The sequence below is a fragment of the Metabacillus malikii genome, from assembly GCF_030813355.1.
Taxonomy (GTDB): Bacteria; Bacillota; Bacilli; order Bacillales; family Bacillaceae; genus Metabacillus; species Metabacillus malikii.
The window spans coordinates 41190-59442 of record NZ_JAUSUD010000009.1 but is presented as its reverse complement, the minus strand read 5'-3'; the positions used below and the strand labels follow the sequence as shown (position 1 = coordinate 59442).

The 18253-nt window shown below is 36.9% G+C and carries 14 protein-coding genes and 1 riboswitch; of the genes, 13 read left to right on the top strand and 1 reads right to left on the bottom strand.

The features are described from left to right. Positions 1-53: 53 nt before the first annotated feature. The 10 genes from polX (at position 54) to J2S19_RS10495 (ending at position 13864) form a co-directional block, all read left to right on the top strand. Entirely contained in the window at positions 54-1781 is a 1728-nt protein-coding gene (polX, locus tag J2S19_RS10540) for a DNA polymerase/3'-5' exonuclease PolX (RefSeq protein ID WP_307341200.1), read from the top strand. Between the two features lie 63 nt (positions 1782-1844). Beyond that, entirely contained in the window at positions 1845-4208 is a 2364-nt protein-coding gene (locus tag J2S19_RS10535; protein ID WP_307341196.1) for an endonuclease MutS2, read from the top strand. Positions 4209-4225: 17 nt separating this feature from the next. Continuing rightward, positions 4226-4630: a DUF350 domain-containing protein gene (locus J2S19_RS10530; RefSeq protein WP_307341194.1), complete on the top strand. Its 405-nt coding sequence runs from the start codon at positions 4226-4228 to the stop codon at positions 4628-4630. A gap of 474 nt (positions 4631-5104) precedes the next feature. Then, on the top strand, positions 5105-6793 hold the full coding sequence (locus J2S19_RS10525; RefSeq protein ID WP_307341191.1) for an AMP-binding protein: 1689 nt from the start codon (positions 5105-5107) through the stop codon (positions 6791-6793). Between the two features lie 226 nt (positions 6794-7019). After that, positions 7020-7610 (top strand): fatty acid metabolism transcriptional regulator FadR, encoded by a 591-nt coding sequence (gene fadR, locus J2S19_RS10520; RefSeq protein ID WP_307341189.1) that lies wholly within the window; start codon positions 7020-7022, stop codon positions 7608-7610. A 285-nt stretch (positions 7611-7895) separates the two neighbouring features. Further along, entirely contained in the window at positions 7896-8669 is a 774-nt protein-coding gene (locus J2S19_RS10515; protein ID WP_307341186.1) for an electron transfer flavoprotein subunit beta/FixA family protein, read from the top strand. 42 nt (positions 8670-8711) lie between these two features. Next, complete coding sequence (locus tag J2S19_RS10510; RefSeq protein WP_307341183.1) at positions 8712-9692, top strand: electron transfer flavoprotein subunit alpha/FixB family protein; 981 nt, start codon at positions 8712-8714, stop codon at positions 9690-9692. A 121-nt stretch (positions 9693-9813) separates the two neighbouring features. Then, positions 9814-10128, top strand: a complete 315-nt coding sequence (gene trxA / locus J2S19_RS10505) for a thioredoxin (protein ID WP_307341180.1) — start codon at positions 9814-9816, stop codon at positions 10126-10128. Between the two features lie 334 nt (positions 10129-10462). Continuing rightward, positions 10463-12238, top strand: a complete 1776-nt coding sequence (gene uvrC / locus J2S19_RS10500) for an excinuclease ABC subunit UvrC (RefSeq protein ID WP_307341177.1) — start codon at positions 10463-10465, stop codon at positions 12236-12238. A gap of 66 nt (positions 12239-12304) precedes the next feature. After that, positions 12305-12486, top strand: a riboswitch (Lysine riboswitch). 148 nt (positions 12487-12634) lie between these two features. Then, positions 12635-13864 (top strand): aspartate kinase, encoded by a 1230-nt coding sequence (locus tag J2S19_RS10495; RefSeq protein WP_307341174.1) that lies wholly within the window; start codon positions 12635-12637, stop codon positions 13862-13864. Between the two features lie 135 nt (positions 13865-13999). On the opposite strand, the gene J2S19_RS10490 is transcribed toward J2S19_RS10495, so the two are convergent. Further along, a complete protein-coding gene (locus tag J2S19_RS10490; protein ID WP_307341171.1) occupies positions 14000-14494 on the bottom strand; it encodes a YslB family protein in 495 nt (164 codons plus the stop codon). Positions 14495-14838: 344 nt separating this feature from the next. On the opposite strand from J2S19_RS10490, the gene J2S19_RS10485 reads away from it, so the two are divergent. Genes J2S19_RS10485 through sdhB form a run of 3 tightly spaced genes read left to right on the top strand, consistent with a single transcriptional unit; the run spans position 14839 to position 18010 of the window. Continuing rightward, positions 14839-15447: a succinate dehydrogenase cytochrome b558 subunit gene (locus J2S19_RS10485; RefSeq protein ID WP_307341168.1), complete on the top strand. Its 609-nt coding sequence runs from the start codon at positions 14839-14841 to the stop codon at positions 15445-15447. A gap of 38 nt (positions 15448-15485) precedes the next feature. Then, a complete protein-coding gene (gene sdhA, locus J2S19_RS10480) occupies positions 15486-17249 on the top strand; it encodes a succinate dehydrogenase flavoprotein subunit (protein ID WP_307341165.1) in 1764 nt (587 codons plus the stop codon). Beyond that, positions 17249-18010: a succinate dehydrogenase iron-sulfur subunit gene (gene sdhB / locus J2S19_RS10475; protein WP_307341162.1), complete on the top strand. Its 762-nt coding sequence runs from the start codon at positions 17249-17251 to the stop codon at positions 18008-18010. The genes sdhA and sdhB overlap by 1 nt, the downstream gene beginning before the upstream one ends. The last annotated feature ends 243 nt before the right edge of the window (positions 18011-18253 follow it).

Below are 18253 nucleotides of genomic sequence, written 5' to 3'. Positions count from 1 at the left end.
AAAATTGTACATTTAGCAGAATTATTTGTATCATTTTACTGAGGTGAAATTTGATGGACATACATAAAAAGGATATTATTCGATTATTAGAAAAAATTGCCGTACTTATGGAGTTAAAGGGAGAAAACCCGTTTAAAATATCAGCGTTTCGAAAAGCAGCAAATGCACTAGAAAGTGATGATCGCAGTTTAGCACTTATTGAAGATTTTACAGCGATTGCCGGAATTGGAAAAGGGACTTCAGCGGTTATTAAAGAATATGTGGAAACAGGTAAGTCTGAAGTGCTAGATAGTCTTGAAGAAGAAGTTCCTAAAGGGCTCTTGCCAATGTTAAAGCTCCCGGGCTTAGGCGGCAAGAAAATTGCAAAGCTATACAAAGAATTGCAAATTGATAGTATCGAGGCTCTAAAGGAGGCTTGTGAAGCAAACAAAATTCAAGCACTTGCTGGCTTTGGGAAGAAAACAGAAGAAAAAATTCTTGCTGCAATCGATGAGGCAGGAAACCGCCCAGAACGTCTGCCGCTTGCATTTATGCTTCCAATTGCTAATGAAATAGAGGCTTATTTAAGCAACATTGCTGAGGTTGTTAGATTTTCACGTGCAGGTAGTTTAAGAAGAATGAGAGAAACAATTAAAGATTTGGATTTCATAATATCGACTAACAATCCGGAAGTAGTACGAAAGAAGCTGCTAGCAATTCCGCTATTAACGGATGTTATTGCAAATGGTGATACGAAGGTATCCATTCAATTAGGTTATGAATACGAAGTAAGTGTTGATTTTCGACTCGTGACTGACGAACAATTTGCAACAACCCTCCATCATTTTACAGGTTCTAAAGACCATAATGTAAGAATGAGACAACTAGCAAAAGAACGTGGAGAAAAAATAAGTGAGTATGGCGTTGAAAATATTGAAACGGGTGAAATCAAAACATTTGAAACCGAAGCAGACTTTTATTCGTATTTTAACTTGCCGCATTTTGCTCCAGAGTTACGGGAAGATGGGTCGGAAGTAGATCTGTTTTCAGGTGATGAAAAATTAGTCGAAATAGAGCATATACAAGGTGATTTACATATGCACTCAACTTGGAGCGATGGCGCTTATACGATAAGAGAAATGGTTGAAGCTTGCCGTGAAAAAGGATATAAATACATCGCGATTACTGATCACTCACAATATTTGAGAGTTGCAAATGGACTTACACCAGAACGTTTAAGAGCACAAAGAGAAGAAATACGTGCTTTAAATGAGGAATATAATGATATAACTATCCTTGCAGGTGTCGAAATGGATATTTTACCAGATGCAACATTGGATTATGATGATGAATTACTAAGTGAAATGGATATAGTCATTGCATCAATCCATTCAAGCTTTTCACAAGCTCAAGATATCATTATGAAACGTTTAAAAGCGGCGCTTAACAATCCACATGTTGATATAATTGCACATCCAACAGGACGACTCATAGGAAGACGTGCGGGGTATGATGTTGATCTTGATATGTTAATAAAGCTTGCAAAGGAAACGGACACTGCTTTGGAGTTGAATGCAAATCCAAATCGATTAGATTTAAGTGCCGAGCATATTAAGAAGGCACAAGCGGCAGGAGTAAAACTAGTTATAAACACAGATGCACATAATAAAGATATGCTAAACGATATGGCAATTGGAGTATCAACCGCAAAAAAAGGATGGATAAACAGTGAAAATGTCATTAATACCTGGGATTTTAAACGTTTAGAATCATTCTTACAGCGTCATCAACAAAAAGAGTGAGACATTTGTCTATAAATTGGCTAAGTACAGAACTTAGCTTCTCTATATAGGAGGTTTACCGATTTGCAAGAGAAAGTAATGCACGTATTAGAATTTGATAAAGTGAAGGAACAATTAATAAAACATACTTCATCATCATTAGGTAAAGAGAAGGTTAAAGCATTAATACCGTTAAATGAGTTTGAAGCTGTTTTAGTTGCTCAAGAACAAACAGACGAGGCAGCTACAGTTTTACGATTAAAAGGTAATATTCCGCTTGGTGGGTTAGTAGATGTAAGACAAACTGTTAAAAGAGCAAAAATAGGTGGTATGTTAAGTGCAACTGAATTAATTGAAGTTGCTGGAACATTGTATGCAGCTCGTAACATGAAACGCTTTATCGAAAAGATGGTGGACGAAGGTGTTGATTTAAAACACCTGCCAGAACTATCAAATAAAATGGTCATATGTCAGGAACTAGAACGAAGCATTTCACAATGTATAGATGATAATGGACATATACTTGACAGTGCGAGTGAAACGTTAAAAGGAATTAGACAACAGCTGCGAACAACTGAAGCTAGAGTGAGAGATAAATTAGAATCTATGATCCGATCATCATCTGCAACGAAAATGTTATCAGATGCCATTATTACAATTCGTAATGACCGTTTCGTACTACCGGTTAAACAGGAATACCGCGCTTCATATGGCGGAATTGTCCACGATCAATCAAGCTCAGGAGCGACGCTCTTTATAGAACCACAAGTAATAGTAGAACTAAATAATACGTTACAGCAAGCGAAGGTTCGGGAAAAGGTAGAAATTGACCGGATTTTAACCCTATTATCAGGAGAAGTTGCCGAACATAGTGATGAAATTTTACAAAATGTCTATTGCCTTACAGAAATGGATTTTATGTTCACAAAGGCGAAGTATGCAAAACAAATAAAAGGAATCAGACCGTCCGTCAATCAAGAAGGACGAGTTAGATTGTATAAGGCTAGACATCCATTGTTGCCAAGCAATGAAGTTGTCCCTAATGATATTGAGCTTGGCACAGACTTTACAACCATTGTCATTACAGGTCCAAATACTGGTGGTAAAACAGTTGCTTTAAAAACTCTAGGTTTATGTACGTTAATGGCACAAGCAGGTCTTCAAATTCCTGCATTAGAAGAGTCAGAAATGGCAGTCTTTAAAGCTGTCTATGCTGATATTGGTGATGAACAATCGATCGAGCAAAGCTTAAGTACGTTTTCTTCCCATATGGTCAATATAGTGGATATTTTAGATAAGGTAGATGCGAACAGCTTAGTGCTTTTTGACGAACTTGGAGCAGGGACAGACCCTCAGGAAGGTGCGGCATTAGCGATTTCAATATTAGATGAAGTATATAATCGCGGTGCAAGAGTAGTCGCAACAACGCATTACCCTGAATTAAAAGCGTATGGGTATAACCGACCAGGAGTCATTAACGCAAGTGTGGAGTTTGATATTGCTACATTAAGCCCAACGTACAAACTGTTAATTGGGGTACCGGGTCGTAGTAATGCCTTTGAAATTTCCAAACGGCTGGGCTTGCAAGAGCGGGTTATCAAGACGGCTCGAGCGCAAATGAGTGATGAACGTAATGAAGTCGATTCAATGATTGCATCACTCGAAACGAGTAAAAAGTCAGCTGAGCAGGAAATGCGCGAAGCAGAGAACATTCGCAAGGAAGCAGAAAAACTCCATAAAGAACTTCAACAGCAAATCATTGCCTTAAATAATGAAAGAGATGCATTGTTTGAAAAAGCTGAGCAAGAAGCCGCGAAGAAAGTGGAAGACGCACAAAAGGAAGCGGAGAAGATTATTCAAGAGTTAAGAAAAATGCGTAAAGAACAACATGCTCAAGTGAAAGAGCATGAACTAATTGAGGCACGTAAACGATTAGAAGAGGCCGTACCAGTCTTTAACAAAAGCAAAAAGCAAGCAGCTAATGAAGCTAATACGAAACAAAGTTTTCTACCTGGTGATGAAGTAAAAGTGATTAGCTTTGATCAAAAGGGTCATTTAATTGAGAAAATAAATGATAACGAATGGCAAGTTCAAATTGGTATAATGAAAATGAAAGTAAAGGAGAAAGATCTCCAGTATATAAAGCGACCACAACAACCAGTGCAAGATAAACCACTAGCAACTGTAAAGGGAAAAGATTATCATGTATCATTAGAATTAGATTTACGTGGGGAACGATATGATAACGCCTTGATGAAAACAGAAAAGTATTTAGATGATGCAGTTCTTGCCGGATATCCACGAGTGTCAATTATTCATGGGAAAGGGACAGGTGCGTTACGAACAGGTGTAAGAGAACTATTGAAAAACCATCGCAGTGTGAAGCAAACTAGATTCGGTGAAGCGAGCGAAGGTGGGAACGGTGTGACAATCGTCGAACTCAAATAGCGGGGAGAAGAGATAAAATGAGTGGTTTCTGGGAGAATGAAATTGTAGAGACGACAGCTTACTATAGTGTAGCTGTACTATGCATTATCGTGTTTCTAAGCATCTTTGAACTTGTGACCAAGTATAAGAATTGGGAAGAAATTCAGAACGGAAATTTGTCAGTAGCAATGGCAACTGGCGGGAAAATATTCGGAATAGCAAACGTTTTTAAATATTCAATAGAACAACATGATAGCTTATTACAAATGATGGGGTCAGGCTTCTTTGGTTTTCTATTACTACTACTCGGCTATTTCATATTCGAGTTTATGACTCCGAAGTTCAAAATAGATGAAGAGATTAAAAATGATAATCGTGCTGTTGGCTTTGTATCGCTTGTCATATCAGTAGGCCTCTCATTCGTAGTCGGGGCAGGTATTTAGGGGAGAATAAAAAATGGAAACATTAGCAAAAGTGATGTTCGCACTATGTGGATTGTTCATCATTATCGGAATTATTTACTTAACATTTTTTTAATATTACTCACGGCATTCTTTAAAAGTTTCGGGGACGAAATGGGTGACTCAGATTTCCTGAGTCACCCATTTTCTATAGATATTCAAAATAACCAAGTTATGGAGAGTTACGCATTTTGCAACAATAACAAGAATCTTGGCTTAAAATTGAACGAAAAGATATCTGTATATTGACATTAATAATCAAACTAAACATTTTTCATATTTCTGAAAATAAAAAGATCTGCTATACTTTCTATAAGAAGGTAGGGGGAAACAGAATATATCCAATATTCATAACAGCACCTTCACGACAAATTATACAATCTCCTATCCACCAGCTAGCATTATAATAGTAAGTTAGTTGGTTCAAAGAGAATAATATTTATAGGAGGAGATTTTATGGAAAATCAAAAACCTTGGTTACGTCATTATCCTGAACAAATTCCTCATTTGATAACCTTGGAAGAACGACCACTCTTTGACTATTTAAAACAAGCCGCAAATGAACACCCATCAAAAACAGCAATCCACTTTCTAGGTAAAGAGTTAAGTTATACAGAACTTTATATGCAATCACTGAAATTCGCAAACTATTTACAATCATTAGGTATTCAAAAAGGCGACCGTGTTTCAATTATGCTACCAAATTGTCCGCAGGCTGTAATCGCGTATTTCGGTGTGTTATTATCTGGAGGGATCGTTGTTCAAACAAATCCATTGTATATGGAGAGGGAATTGGAATTTCAGTTAAATGATAGTGGGTCAACGTACATTGTAACGTTAGATTTATTATACCCGAGGGTTTCTAAAATGAAAGCGTTAACAAAAATACAGCATATTATTGTTACTGGAATCAAAGATTACTTGCCGTTTCCTAAGAATCTCCTGTACCCATTTGTACAAAAAAGACAAAATCAAGTTGTAGTAAAGGTAGAACATCATGATGATACACATTTATTCAAAAAGATTATGCTAAATGCTTTGCCGGAAGTTGACGAACCGAAAATAAACCCAGGAGAAGACGTAGCATTATTGCAATATACAGGCGGAACAACCGGTTTTCCGAAAGGTGTTATGCTCACTCATAATAACATTGCAGCAAATACACAAATGTGTGCAGCATGGATGTACAATTGTAAAAAAGGAGAAGAATCAATACTTGGAATCATTCCTTTTTTTCATGTATATGGTATGACTACTGTATTGAATCTCACTGTTATGCAAGCCTATAAAATGATTCTCTTGCCAAAGTTTGATCCGACTGAAACGTTAAAGACAATTCATAAATTAAAGCCGACGCTGTTCCCAGGAGCACCAACGATATATATTTCGTTATTAAATCAACCCGATATTAAGGAGTATGATTTATCTTCAATAGATTCCTGTATTAGCGGTTCTGCGGCTCTGCCTGTTGAAGTGCAGGAGCAATTCGAGGCAATAACAGGAGGCAAGCTTGTTGAAGGGTATGGACTATCAGAGGCATCTCCTGTTACTCACGCAAACTTCTTTTGGGAGAAACGTAAGCCAGGAAGCGTTGGTGTCCCATGGCCTAATACAGAAGCATTTATCTTGTCAATGGAAACAGGACGAAAGGCAGAGCCAAACGAGCTTGGGGAAATTCTTGTTAGAGGTCCACAAGTGATGAAAGGATATTGGAACCGAAAAGAAGAAACAGAAGCAACGTTAAAAAATGGCTGGTTATTTACTGGTGACATAGGATACATGGATGAAGATGGGTATTTCTATATCGTAGACCGTAAAAAAGATACGATTATTGCCAGTGGATATAATGTTTATCCACGCGAAATTGAGGAAGTCTTATACGAACATGAGAAAGTTCAAGAAGTAGTTGTAGCAGGCATACCCGACCCATATCGAGGTGAAACTGTCAAAGCGTATATTGTGTTAAAAGAAGGTGTCAGTGCTACATCAGAGGAATTCAACGAATATGCAAGACAGCATCTTGCAGCATATAAAGTCCCGCGATATTACGAATTTAGAAAAGAATTACCGAAAACAGCCGTAGGGAAAATTCTTAGACGTGCTTTAATAGAAGAGGAAAAAGAAAAGCTAAAAGACGCGAAGTAAATATATGCAAGATGGAAGGGATATACTTCTTTCCATCTTGCTTTATATTACGGCATTTTTAAAACAGGCTACATAAAGAACTTGACAGACTTAAAGGAGAAACTTATGATTAATTTATGAATGACTATTCATTCATCATCACGGGTTGTAATTTCTAACTAAAGTATTTGAATATGGCTTCCCGTCAGATAATAGAAGTCTTACAAGAAGAAAAGGGGAGTACAAAATGAAGCAAACGAAACCGAAATATATGCAAATTATTGATGCAGCAGTTATCGTAATAGCAGAAAATGGGTATCATCAAGCACAAGTATCCAAAATAGCAAAACAAGCCGGTGTCGCAGATGGGACAATTTATTTATACTTTAAAAATAAGGAAGACATTTTAGTCTCAATGTTCCGTGAAAAAATGGGAGAGTTTATTGAGAAAATTGAAGCTGAGATTAAGTCAGAAACAACAGCATCAAATAAACTTTACGCTCTTATCAAGACACATTTTTCATTACTAGCTGCAGATCATCATATGGCAATCGTAACACAGCTAGAGCTAAGACAATCGAATAAGGAACTTAGACTACGGATAAATGAAGTGCTAAAAGGATATTTCAATGTTATAGACCATATTATTAAAACAGGAATGGATTCAGGTGAATTTAATCCCATTATTAATCATCGCATCGCGAGACAAATGATCTTTGGAACAATTGATGAAGTTGTAACAACTTGGGTCATGAACGAACAGAAATATGAATTAGAAAAACAAGTAGACCCAGTCCATGCTTTAATTGTTAATGGTTTTGCAAATAAAAACAAGTAAACATTATTCAGTCGAGGATTATCATTTTCACAATCAAATTGTATTATTTTTATAGTTGTTAGATTTTGTGTCATTTCCACTTCGATAATCCTTTTACTGAGAAGTGAAATAGAACCTCCTTAATATAAACGCCACCTGCATCCTTCTAGAGTTTCACTATCAGTTCAGATAAGAAACTCTAGAACATTAGTGGAATTTCCAGAAGTAATAACAAACCCAAAAGCTAAACATTAATGCATCGTCAGTTTCATCATTTCTTATCAAATGAAAATGGGGGAAGCGAAGATGAATATTTATGTCTTAATGAAAAGAACGTTTGATACTGAGGAAAAAATCTTCATCAAAGACGGTCAAATTAGTGAGGAAGAAGCCGAGTTTATTATTAATCCATATGATGAATACGCAATAGAAGAGGCAATCACATTACGTGATGAACACGGCGGGGAAGTAACGGTTGTAACGGTTGGAAATGAGGATTCAGAAAAACAGCTTCGAACAGCATTAGCAATGGGATGTGACAAGGCTGTACTTATAAATATTGAAGAGGATTTAGAGGAATATGATGAATATTCAACATCCAAAGTGCTTACTCAATTTTTCAAAGATAAACAAGTTGATTTAATTTTAACTGGAAATGTAACGATTGATGGAGGCTCAGGACAGGTAGGCCCTCGTTTAGCAGAGCTAATGAACATCCCATATGTTACAACGGTCACTGGACTTCAACTAAACAACAATAAAGTTTCGATTGTTCGTGATATCGAGGGAGATGAAGCTCACATTGAAGCTGCCTTACCACTACTTATCACAGCGCAACAAGGATTGAACGAGCCGCGCTATCCTTCATTACCAGGAATTATGAAGGCGAAGAAGAAGCCATTAACAGAATTGGAATTAGATGACCTTGATATAGATGAAGATGATGTAAGTTCAAAAACAAAGACATTGGAAATATATCTACCTGCTAAAAAAGAAGCAGGAAAAGTACTACAAGGTGAACTGAAAGAACAGGTGGCAGAGCTAGTAACATACCTTCATCGCGATAAAAAGATTATATGAGGAAACGTAAGGGTGAGGAAAAACATGAATGGGGGAAAGACAATGACGAGAAAAGTAGTTGTATTAGCTGAGACACGTGAACAAACATTACGGAATATATCATTTGAATCAATTGCTGCTGGAAAATATATTTCCGAAGGTGGCGAAGTTGTTGCGGTTTTAATCGGCGAATCAATCACACCTCTTGCCAATGAATTATTTCATTACGGAGCTGACCGAGTTATTACAATTGAAGACCCCCTTCTCCGTAATTATTCATCAGACGGATATACCCAAGCATTACATTCAATTATTGAAAAGGAAAATCCTCAAAGTATCATCATCGGACATACTGCTCTAGGAAAAGATATTGCACCTAGAATTGCTGCAAAATTAGATGTTGGGTTAATTTCAGATGTAACAGAAATTGAACTTGTAGGTGGCAATGTTATCTTTACTAGACCTATATACTCAGGAAAAGCATTTGAGAAAAAAATTTGTACCGCTAATCCAATATTTGCAACTATCCGCCCTAATAATATTAACCCCTTACAAAAGGATGAAAATCGAACAGGTGAAATTGAATCATTACAGACCCAAGTAAAAGATTTACGGACAGTCATCAAAGAAGTAGTCAGAAAAACAACTGAAGGAGTAGACTTATCAGAAGCGAAAGTTGTTGTTGCAGGCGGTCGTGGGGTAAAGAGTCCAGAAGGGTTTGAACCACTAAAAGAGCTTGCGGAAGTATTAGGAGGTGCTGTTGGAGCATCGCGCGGAGCGTGTGATGCAGACTATTGTGATTACTCATTGCAAATTGGTCAAACAGGAAAAGTCGTAACACCTGATTTATATATTGCCTGCGGAATTTCTGGAGCTATCCAACACTTGGCAGGAATGTCGAACTCAAAAGTAATTGTTGCGATAAATAAAGACCCTGAAGCAAATATATTCCAGGTAGCTGACTACGGAATAGTCGGAGATTTATTTGAAGTTGTTCCAATGCTAACTGAAGAAATAAAAAAATTAAAATTAAATGTTAAATAAATGCATGTTTTGAATGAGTAACAACAGGGAAAATTAACGATTGAAGCAAAATGATAGCTAACTTTTTCACTGGATGCTATACTTTAAACATAATTTACCCCACAATATAGGAGGAATCATAATGGCAATTACACATGTAACAGATGAAACATTTACAAATGAAACAAACGAAGGTGTCGTTCTTGTAGACTTTTGGGCACCTTGGTGTGGACCTTGTAAAATGATCGCTCCAGTATTAGAAGACTTAGATACTGACATGGGTGACAAAGTGAAAATCGTAAAAGTGGATGTTGATGAAAACCAAGAAACAGCTGGGAAATACGGAGTAATGAGCATTCCGACTTTACTTGTACTAAAAGACGGAGAAGTAGTTGACAAAGCAGTTGGCTATCAACCAAAAGAAGCATTAGCAGAAGTATTAAATAAACATGTTTAAAACGTTGGATTGACTTTTGTCAGTCCTTTTCTTTTTGTTATTTTTCGTAAACATGTATTGATTTTTACTTTCGATGTCGCTCGCTTTTCCTTGGTACAATCATTCCACTTAAAAAATAATCCAAAATAAAGACAACCTTTTTAGTGAAATCTATTTACACTACTTATAGAGGAAAACATTTCTTCGTTTACGAATAGTTTACATAGTGGAAAATTGTTATTCCATGGTAGAATATAAAGACATATTTAATAGACAGTAATCCGCGCAACTAATATTCATTAGAGTTGGGGATGACTGTCTATATTTAAGTACAATTAAAGGAGTGTTGGCTAAAATGAGTGACCATATTAAAGAAAAGCTTGCACTTCTCCCTGATCAACCGGGATGCTACATTATGAAAGATAGACAAGGTACAGTGATCTATGTAGGGAAGGCAAAAATATTAAAAAATCGTGTAAGATCCTATTTTACTGGGTCTCATGATGGGAAAACATTACGTCTAGTAAATGAAATTGTCGACTTTGAATACATTGTGACATCTTCTAATTTAGAAGCGTTAATTTTAGAATTAAACTTAATAAAAAAATATGACCCAAAATACAACGTCATGCTCAAAGACGATAAGACGTATCCATTTATAAAAATTACAGCTGAACGTCATCCGCGTTTAATCGCAACGAGACAAGTCAAGAAAGATAAAGGGAAATATTTTGGTCCGTATCCAAATGTACAATCTGCACGGGAAACGATTAAACTACTTGACCGTTTATACCCATTACGTAAATGTTCGACAATGCCTGATCGCGTTTGTCTATATTATCATATGGGGCAATGCCTAGCGCCATGTGTAAATGATATATCGGAAGAAACGAATCGGGAAATGGTCGATGAAATCACAAAATTTTTAAACGGTGGATATAAAAAAGTAAAAGCCGAATTGTCGGATAAAATGGAGAAAGCGGCTGAGCAATTAGAATTTGAGCGTGCCCAAGAATACCGGGATCAAATCATTCATATTGAAGCAACAATGGAAAAGCAAAAAATGACGATGAATGATTACGTAGACCGTGATGTATTTGGGTATGCGTTTGATAAAGGCTGGATGTGTGTTCAAGTATTTTTTATAAGACAAGGGAAATTAATCGAACGCGATGTTTCAATGTTCCCGATTTATGACAGTGCAGAGCAGGAGTTTCTTACTTATTTAGGTCAGTTTTATACTAAAACAAATCACTTCTTACCAAAAGAAATTCTTCTGCCAGATAGTATTGAGATCGAGTTAGTAGAAAAGTTATTAGATGTGACGACATTGCAGCCTAAACGTGGCAAAAAGAAAGACTTAATTCTTTTAGCTCATAAAAATGCAAAAATTGCCCTACAAGAAAAGTTTCAATTAATCGAACGTGATGAAGAACGAACAATTAAGGCAGTCGAAAACCTAGGTGAAAAGTTAGGGATACACACACCACATCGGATTGAAGCTTTTGATAACTCAAATATCCAAGGGACAGACCCTGTTTCGGCAATGGTTGTGTTTGAGGATGGAAAGCCAGCAAAAAAACATTACCGAAAATATAAAATAAAAAGTGTTCAAGGTCCAGATGATTACGAATCAATGAGAGAAGTAGTAAGAAGAAGGTATAGCAGGGCACTGAAGGAAGAACTTCCACTCCCAGATTTGATTGTAATCGATGGCGGGAAGGGGCATTTAGCAGCTGCCCAAGATGTACTTGAAAATGAATTGGCGCTTGAAATTCCAATTGCAGGTCTTGTCAAAGATGATAAGCATCGAACATCTGAATTAATTATCGGTACTCCGCCTGAATTCATTCCTTTAGAGCGCAATAGTCAAGAATTTTATCTTCTTCAAAGAATACAAGATGAAGTCCATCGATTTGCGATTACCTTTCACCGCCAATTACGAGGCAAAAATGCATTTCAGTCAATTTTAGACGATATTCCTGGAGTTGGTTCACAGCGGAAGAAAATGTTGCTTAAACATTTTGGTTCTTTAAAGAAAATGAAAGAAGCAACTATCGACCAAATTCAAGAAGCAGGTATGCCTGAGACGATAGCAAAGACGATTTTTGAACATTTAAACAATGAATAAATGCTTGTGCTTTTATAAAAACTCTGATACTGTATTAATAACTTCATATTGATCGTTATTTTGTTAAATGATGGTAGAGGTGCGAATTTCAATAGTAATCAGTTAGAGGAGAATGGACTCTAATGACAACTGATGAAAGGGGAATTTGCCGAAGCGATACAGAGCCATTGCTGTATTTGCTGGTTTTACATTTAATAGGTGTAAAATTGTCAAGAAACGAATTGTTTTCTTGGAGAGCTATCTCATTGTATGAAACGAAATTTTATTTCGTGGTGAAGCAATGGGATATACATGTCCCATTGCTTTTTTATTTGTCTAAATGAAAGCACTCTAAGCTCTAGCCTTCTATCATACAAGTTCGATCATTTGAGTTAAATAAGAAGGGAGAGATAAAAATTGGGCATTATTGTTCAAAAATTTGGTGGTACATCAGTCGGATCTGCAGAAAGAATTTTACATGTAGCAGACAGGGTCATTCAAGAAATGGAAAATGGTAATCAAGTCGTTGTCGTTGTATCGGCAATGGGGAAATCAACGGACCAGCTAGTAGAATTAGCAAATCAAATTACTTCTAAACCGAGCAAACGAGAGATGGATATGCTGCTAGCAACTGGTGAGCAAGTAACCATTTCATTATTAACAATGGCACTTCAGAACAAAGGCTATGATGCAATTTCTTTTACTGGTTGGCAAGCTGGTATCGAAACGGAAGAGCAGCATAGTAATGCAAGAATTACAAATATTAATCCTGCTAAAATCAAAGCAGAATTAGATAAGGGACGAATTGTTGTTGTAGCTGGTTTCCAAGGTGCTTCATCAGCAGGACAAATTACGACGTTAGGTCGTGGAGGTTCAGACACTACCGCAGTTGCAATTGCTGCTAGTTTAAACGCTGATAAGTGCGATATATATACAGACGTTACAGGAGTATTTACAACAGACCCGCGAGTTGTAAAAGAAGCCAGAAAGCTTGAAGCTATTTCATACGATGAAATGTTGGAATTGGCAAACTTAGGAGCAGGTGTGCTTCACCCAAGGGCTGTTGAATTTGCAAAAAATTATCAAATTCCGTTAGAAGTACGTTCAAGCATGGAAGATGAAAGAGGAACCATAGTTGAGGAGGAAACAAGCATGGAGCAAAACTTAGTCGTTAAAGGAATTGCATTTGAGGATCAGGTAACGAAGGTGTCAGTTTTAGGATTGCCAAATGAATTAACAACACTTTCGACAATTTTCACTACGCTCGCTAATCACAATTTAAACGTCGATATTATCATCCAAAGTACAACGAATGATAAGAAAATCTCTATCTCTTTTTCAATCAAAACAAGTGATTTAGACGATACATTGAAGATACTTGAACAGCATAAATCAAGTTTGGGCTATGAACATATTGAATACGAAACAGGCTTAGCAAAAGTTTCAATCGTCGGTTCCGGAATGGTATCAAATCCAGGGGTAGCAGCTAACATGTTTGAGGTCTTGGCTGAACAAGGTATTGACGTAAAGATGGTGAGTACGTCAGAAATAAAAGTTTCTACAGTCATTTCTGGTGAACAAATGGTAACTGCTGTAGAAGCACTGCATAGTTCATTTGAACTTTCTAAAGAACCTTTAAATGTGTAAATAGTCATAAAGAGAGTAATTAATACATGTCAGACCTCTCCAACATTCAGTCATTGAAGATTATGTTTGAGGGTCTGACATAATCGCATTTGCTATTAACAAATACTTATCTTAAGGTGTCACCATATGCATTAATTAAAAACGAGTTTTTTCCTTCCTACTACCTAAATCGGTAGAAGGTTCGAGTTTATCCTTTTGATCCCATTTTGCTGTGAACACAACTTTTCTTGCACGTCTTTTTACTTGTTCATGTGTCTCAGTAATAAAGCCGTTGATTGTTTGGAGTTGTTCAGCTATAAAACCAGCTTCTAACTGGAAGCTACAGTCCTTTGCCTGTGCGATTCTTTGAGAAATAAGTTCACTGCTTAGTTCGAACTCTAAATCATGTTTCGTTTGTTTCAGTAATTGTAAGCTTCCCCACCCTGCGGTATTAAAAAATAATATTAAGTCTTCAACAGAATTTAACGGATATTTCCTGGCTAAATCTTTTCCTGCCCAGTAAAGCATTTGTGCATGTTCTTTACCTAATATACTAGGTAGCAATACTTCTCTAAGTAATTCATAGCCAAAAGCTGGAATTTGAAATTCCTTTAGTTCTTCACTGTTCAATTGTATCGAATGTTTATTCACGGTATTCCCCTCTTTCTAACGTTTATTATATAACAAGTACAATACTGAAAAACATGTAATATTAACTAAAAATAAGTGGAATTAAATAATTGTGATAAAATAAATTTATAAATAAAACCGATTTGTCGAAAAATTTAAATTTATGAACGCGTTTTCTTGACGCTATACTTTTATGAGAGTAAAATGGATTTGTCACAATTATGTGGCATATATGTACTTTTTTTGTCATTACCCATTAATATTTCCATATATTCATAGAAAATGAGTTTATAAGGAAATAAAGGGTAAATCTTTTTATAACGATTAAAAATGTGTGTGTACTATCGAACTAGGGGGTATGTGTAATGGCTGGAAACAGAGAGTTTGTCAATCGTAGGCTTCACTCGTTATTAGGTGTCATTCCTGTAGGGCTGTTTTTAGTGCAGCATCTTGTCGTCAATCATTTTGCAACAAGAGGTGCGGAAGCATTTAATCAAGCAGCACACTTTATGGAAATGTTACCTTTTCGGTATCTATTGGAAATCTTTGTGATTTTCGTTCCACTTTTATACCATGCAATTTACGGTGTTTATATTGCATTTACAGCAAAAAACAACGTCAACAATTACAGTTTCTTAAGAAACTGGTTGTTCATGCTACAACGTGTTACAGGTATTATTGCATTTATTTTTATCGTATGGCATGTATGGGAAACAAGAATAGCAGCTGCCTTCGGTCAAGAAGTGAATTTCGATATGATGGCATCTATTTTAAGTAGTCCTGTTATGCTAGTAATCTATTTAGTAGGGGTTATTTCAACAATCTTCCATTTTGCGAATGGGTTATGGTCATTTGCAGTAAGCTGGGGAATTACGGTTACTCCACGCTCACAACAGATTTCCACATATGTAACGCTAGCAATATTTGTAGCGCTTTCAATTGTTGGTGTTCGCGCAATCTTTGCATTCGTCTAATCCAGATCCAGTAATAGTGATTAAAAGGAGTGGGGTTAATGAGTAATAATAAAATTATCGTTGTCGGAGGCGGGCTAGCTGGTCTTATGGCAACTATGAAGGCCGCTGAAGCTGGCGTTCAAGTAGATTTATTTTCTTTAGTACCTGTAAAACGTTCTCACTCAGTTTGTGCACAGGGTGGAATAAACGGGGCAGTTAATACAAAAGGAGAAGGAGATTCTCCTTGGGAGCATTTTGATGATACGGTTTATGGAGGGGATTTCTTAGCAAATCAGCCACCTGTTAAGGCGTTAGCAGAAGCTGCGCCAGCAATTATCCACCTATTTGACCGCATGGGTGTTATGTTCAACCGTACCCCGGAAGGACTTTTAGATTTTAGACGTTTCGGCGGTACACAATACCACCGTACTGCTTTTGCAGGAGCAACAACAGGGCAGCAGTTGCTTTATGCGTTAGATGAACAAGTACGCCGTTATGAAGTCGCAGGACTTGTAACGAAATATGAAGGCTGGGAGTTTTTGGGTGCTGTTATTGATGACGACGGCGTCTGTCGTGGTATCACAGCCCAAAACCTTACTTCGATGCAAATTGAATCATTCCGTTCAGATGCAGTAATTATGGCAACAGGCGGACCTGGAATTATTTTTGGTAAATCTACAAACTCAATTATTAATACTGGTTCAGCAGCATCAATTGTTTATCAGCAAGGGGTTACATATGCAAATGGTGAATTTATTCAAATTCATCCGACTGCGATTCCTGGTGATGATAAGCTGCGACTAATGAGTGAATCTGCTCGTGGTGAAGGTGGACGAGTATGGACATATAAGGATGGTAAACCTTGGTACTTCCTAGAAGAAAAATATCCTGCTTACGGTAACCTAGTGCCACGTGATATTGCTACACGTGAAATATTCGATGTATGTGTTGAGCAAAAGCTAGGAATTAATGGCGAAAACATGGTTTATCTAGACCTTTCGCATAAAGACCCGAAAGAGTTAGACATCAAACTAGGTGGTATCATTGAAATTTATGAAAAATTTATGGGTGATGATCCTCGTAAAGTTCCAATGAAAATCTTCCCAGCTGTTCACTATTCGATGGGTGGACTTTGGATTGATTATGACCAAATGACAAATATACCTGGATTATTTGCTGCAGGAGAATGTGACTATTCAATGCACGGTGCAAACCGACTTGGTGCAAACTCATTGCTTTCAGCAGTGTATGGAGGAATGGTTGCTGGACCTAACGCTGTTAAATATATTCAAGGTCTTGAGAAGAGTGCGGAAGACCTATCTTCAACTTTATACGATGGTTACATCAAGAAAGAAGAAGATAAATGGAATCATATTATGAATCTAGATGGCAATGAAAATGCATATGTGCTTCATAAAGAATTAGGGGAATGGATGACAGACAATGTTACAGTTGTTCGTTACAACGATAAACTCCTTAAAACAGATGAGAAGATTCAAGAGCTGATGGAACGCTTTGAAAAAATTAACATCAACGATACTGCTAAATGGAGTAATCAAGGTGCGACATTTACAAGACAATTGAAAAACATGCTTCATCTAGCACGCGTTATTACACTAGGTGCATATAACCGTAATGAAAGTCGCGGTGCGCATTATAAACCAGAATTCCCTGAACGAAATGACGAGGAATTCTTAAAAACAACAATGGCGACATTTACTGGCGAAAATTCAGCACCTGAATTCAAATATGAAGATGTTGATGTATCATTAATTAAGCCACGTAAACGCGATTACTCAAAAAGCAAAAAGGGGGATAAATAATGAGCGAGAAAAAAGTAGTTCGATTTATTATTACTCGCCAAGAATCACCTGAGGCAAACTCTTATGAGGAAACGTTCGAGGTACCATATCGTCCAAATATGAACGTTATTTCAGCATTAATGGAAATTCGTCGTAATCCTGTAAATGTTGACGGTAAGAAAACAACACCGATAAATTGGGATATGAACTGCTTAGAGGAAGTTTGTGGTGCGTGCTCGATGGTTATTAACGGCAAGCCGCAACAATCTTGTTCTGCTCTTGTCGATAAATTAGAGCAACCAATTAGATTAGAGCCGATGAGAACATTCCCAGTCATTCGTGATTTACAAGTTGACCGGAAACGGATGTTTGACTCTCTAAAAAAAGTGAAAGCTTGGATACCTGTTGATGGAACATACGATTTAGGGCCTGGGCCACGTATGCCTGAGAAGAAGCGTCAATGGGCATATGAGTTATCGAAATGTATGACTTGTGGCGTTTGTTTAGAAGCATGTCCAAACGTAAACAGTAAATCAAATTTCATTGGACCGGCTCCATTATCACAAGTACGTTTATTTAATGCCCATCCAACTGGAGAAATGAACAAAGCTGAACGACTTGAAGCTATTATGGGTGATGGTGGTTTAGCCAACTGTGGTAATTCACAGAACTGTGTTCAATCCTGCCCGAAAGGCATTCCGTTAACAACTTCAATTGCCGCGTTAAATAGAGACACGGCAATCCAATCATTCCGTAACTTCTTTGGTAGTGACCAAGGGTAATAGTGTAAGGGGGACTGACATATGTCAGTCCTTTTTCATTGCCAAAAGAAATGACATAACTATCATTATGAAAAGACCCTTTAAATACGAACAAAAAGATGATATTTACATACGCTATCATAAGCAATGATCATTTTATATGTGGGTTAGTAACATTGAATGAACTAGAATTGGTCATAAAAAACGGCTGGATGAAATTGGACTTAGATAAATAACCTTTTCCGATGTAATTCAGTCACAGTA

Excerpts from the sequence above, each read along its gene's own strand:
- uvrC (WP_307341177.1), top strand. The coding sequence starts at position 10,463 with ATGAGTGACCATATTAAAGAAAAGCTTGCACTTCTCCCTGATCAACCG.
- sdhB (WP_307341162.1), top strand. The coding sequence starts at position 17,249 with ATGAGCGAGAAAAAAGTAGTTCGATTTATTATTACTCGCCAAGAATCA.
- sdhA (WP_307341165.1), top strand. The coding sequence starts at position 15,486 with ATGAGTAATAATAAAATTATCGTTGTCGGAGGCGGGCTAGCTGGTCTT.
- trxA (WP_307341180.1), top strand. The coding sequence starts at position 9,814 with ATGGCAATTACACATGTAACAGATGAAACATTTACAAATGAAACAAAC.
- J2S19_RS10530 (WP_307341194.1), top strand. The coding sequence starts at position 4,226 with ATGAGTGGTTTCTGGGAGAATGAAATTGTAGAGACGACAGCTTACTAT.
- J2S19_RS10510 (WP_307341183.1), top strand. The coding sequence starts at position 8,712 with ATGACGAGAAAAGTAGTTGTATTAGCTGAGACACGTGAACAAACATTA.
- J2S19_RS10525 (WP_307341191.1), top strand. The coding sequence starts at position 5,105 with ATGGAAAATCAAAAACCTTGGTTACGTCATTATCCTGAACAAATTCCT.
- fadR (WP_307341189.1), top strand. The coding sequence starts at position 7,020 with ATGAAGCAAACGAAACCGAAATATATGCAAATTATTGATGCAGCAGTT.
- J2S19_RS10485 (WP_307341168.1), top strand. The coding sequence starts at position 14,839 with ATGGCTGGAAACAGAGAGTTTGTCAATCGTAGGCTTCACTCGTTATTA.
- polX (WP_307341200.1), top strand. The coding sequence starts at position 54 with ATGGACATACATAAAAAGGATATTATTCGATTATTAGAAAAAATTGCC.
- J2S19_RS10515 (WP_307341186.1), top strand. The coding sequence starts at position 7,896 with ATGAATATTTATGTCTTAATGAAAAGAACGTTTGATACTGAGGAAAAA.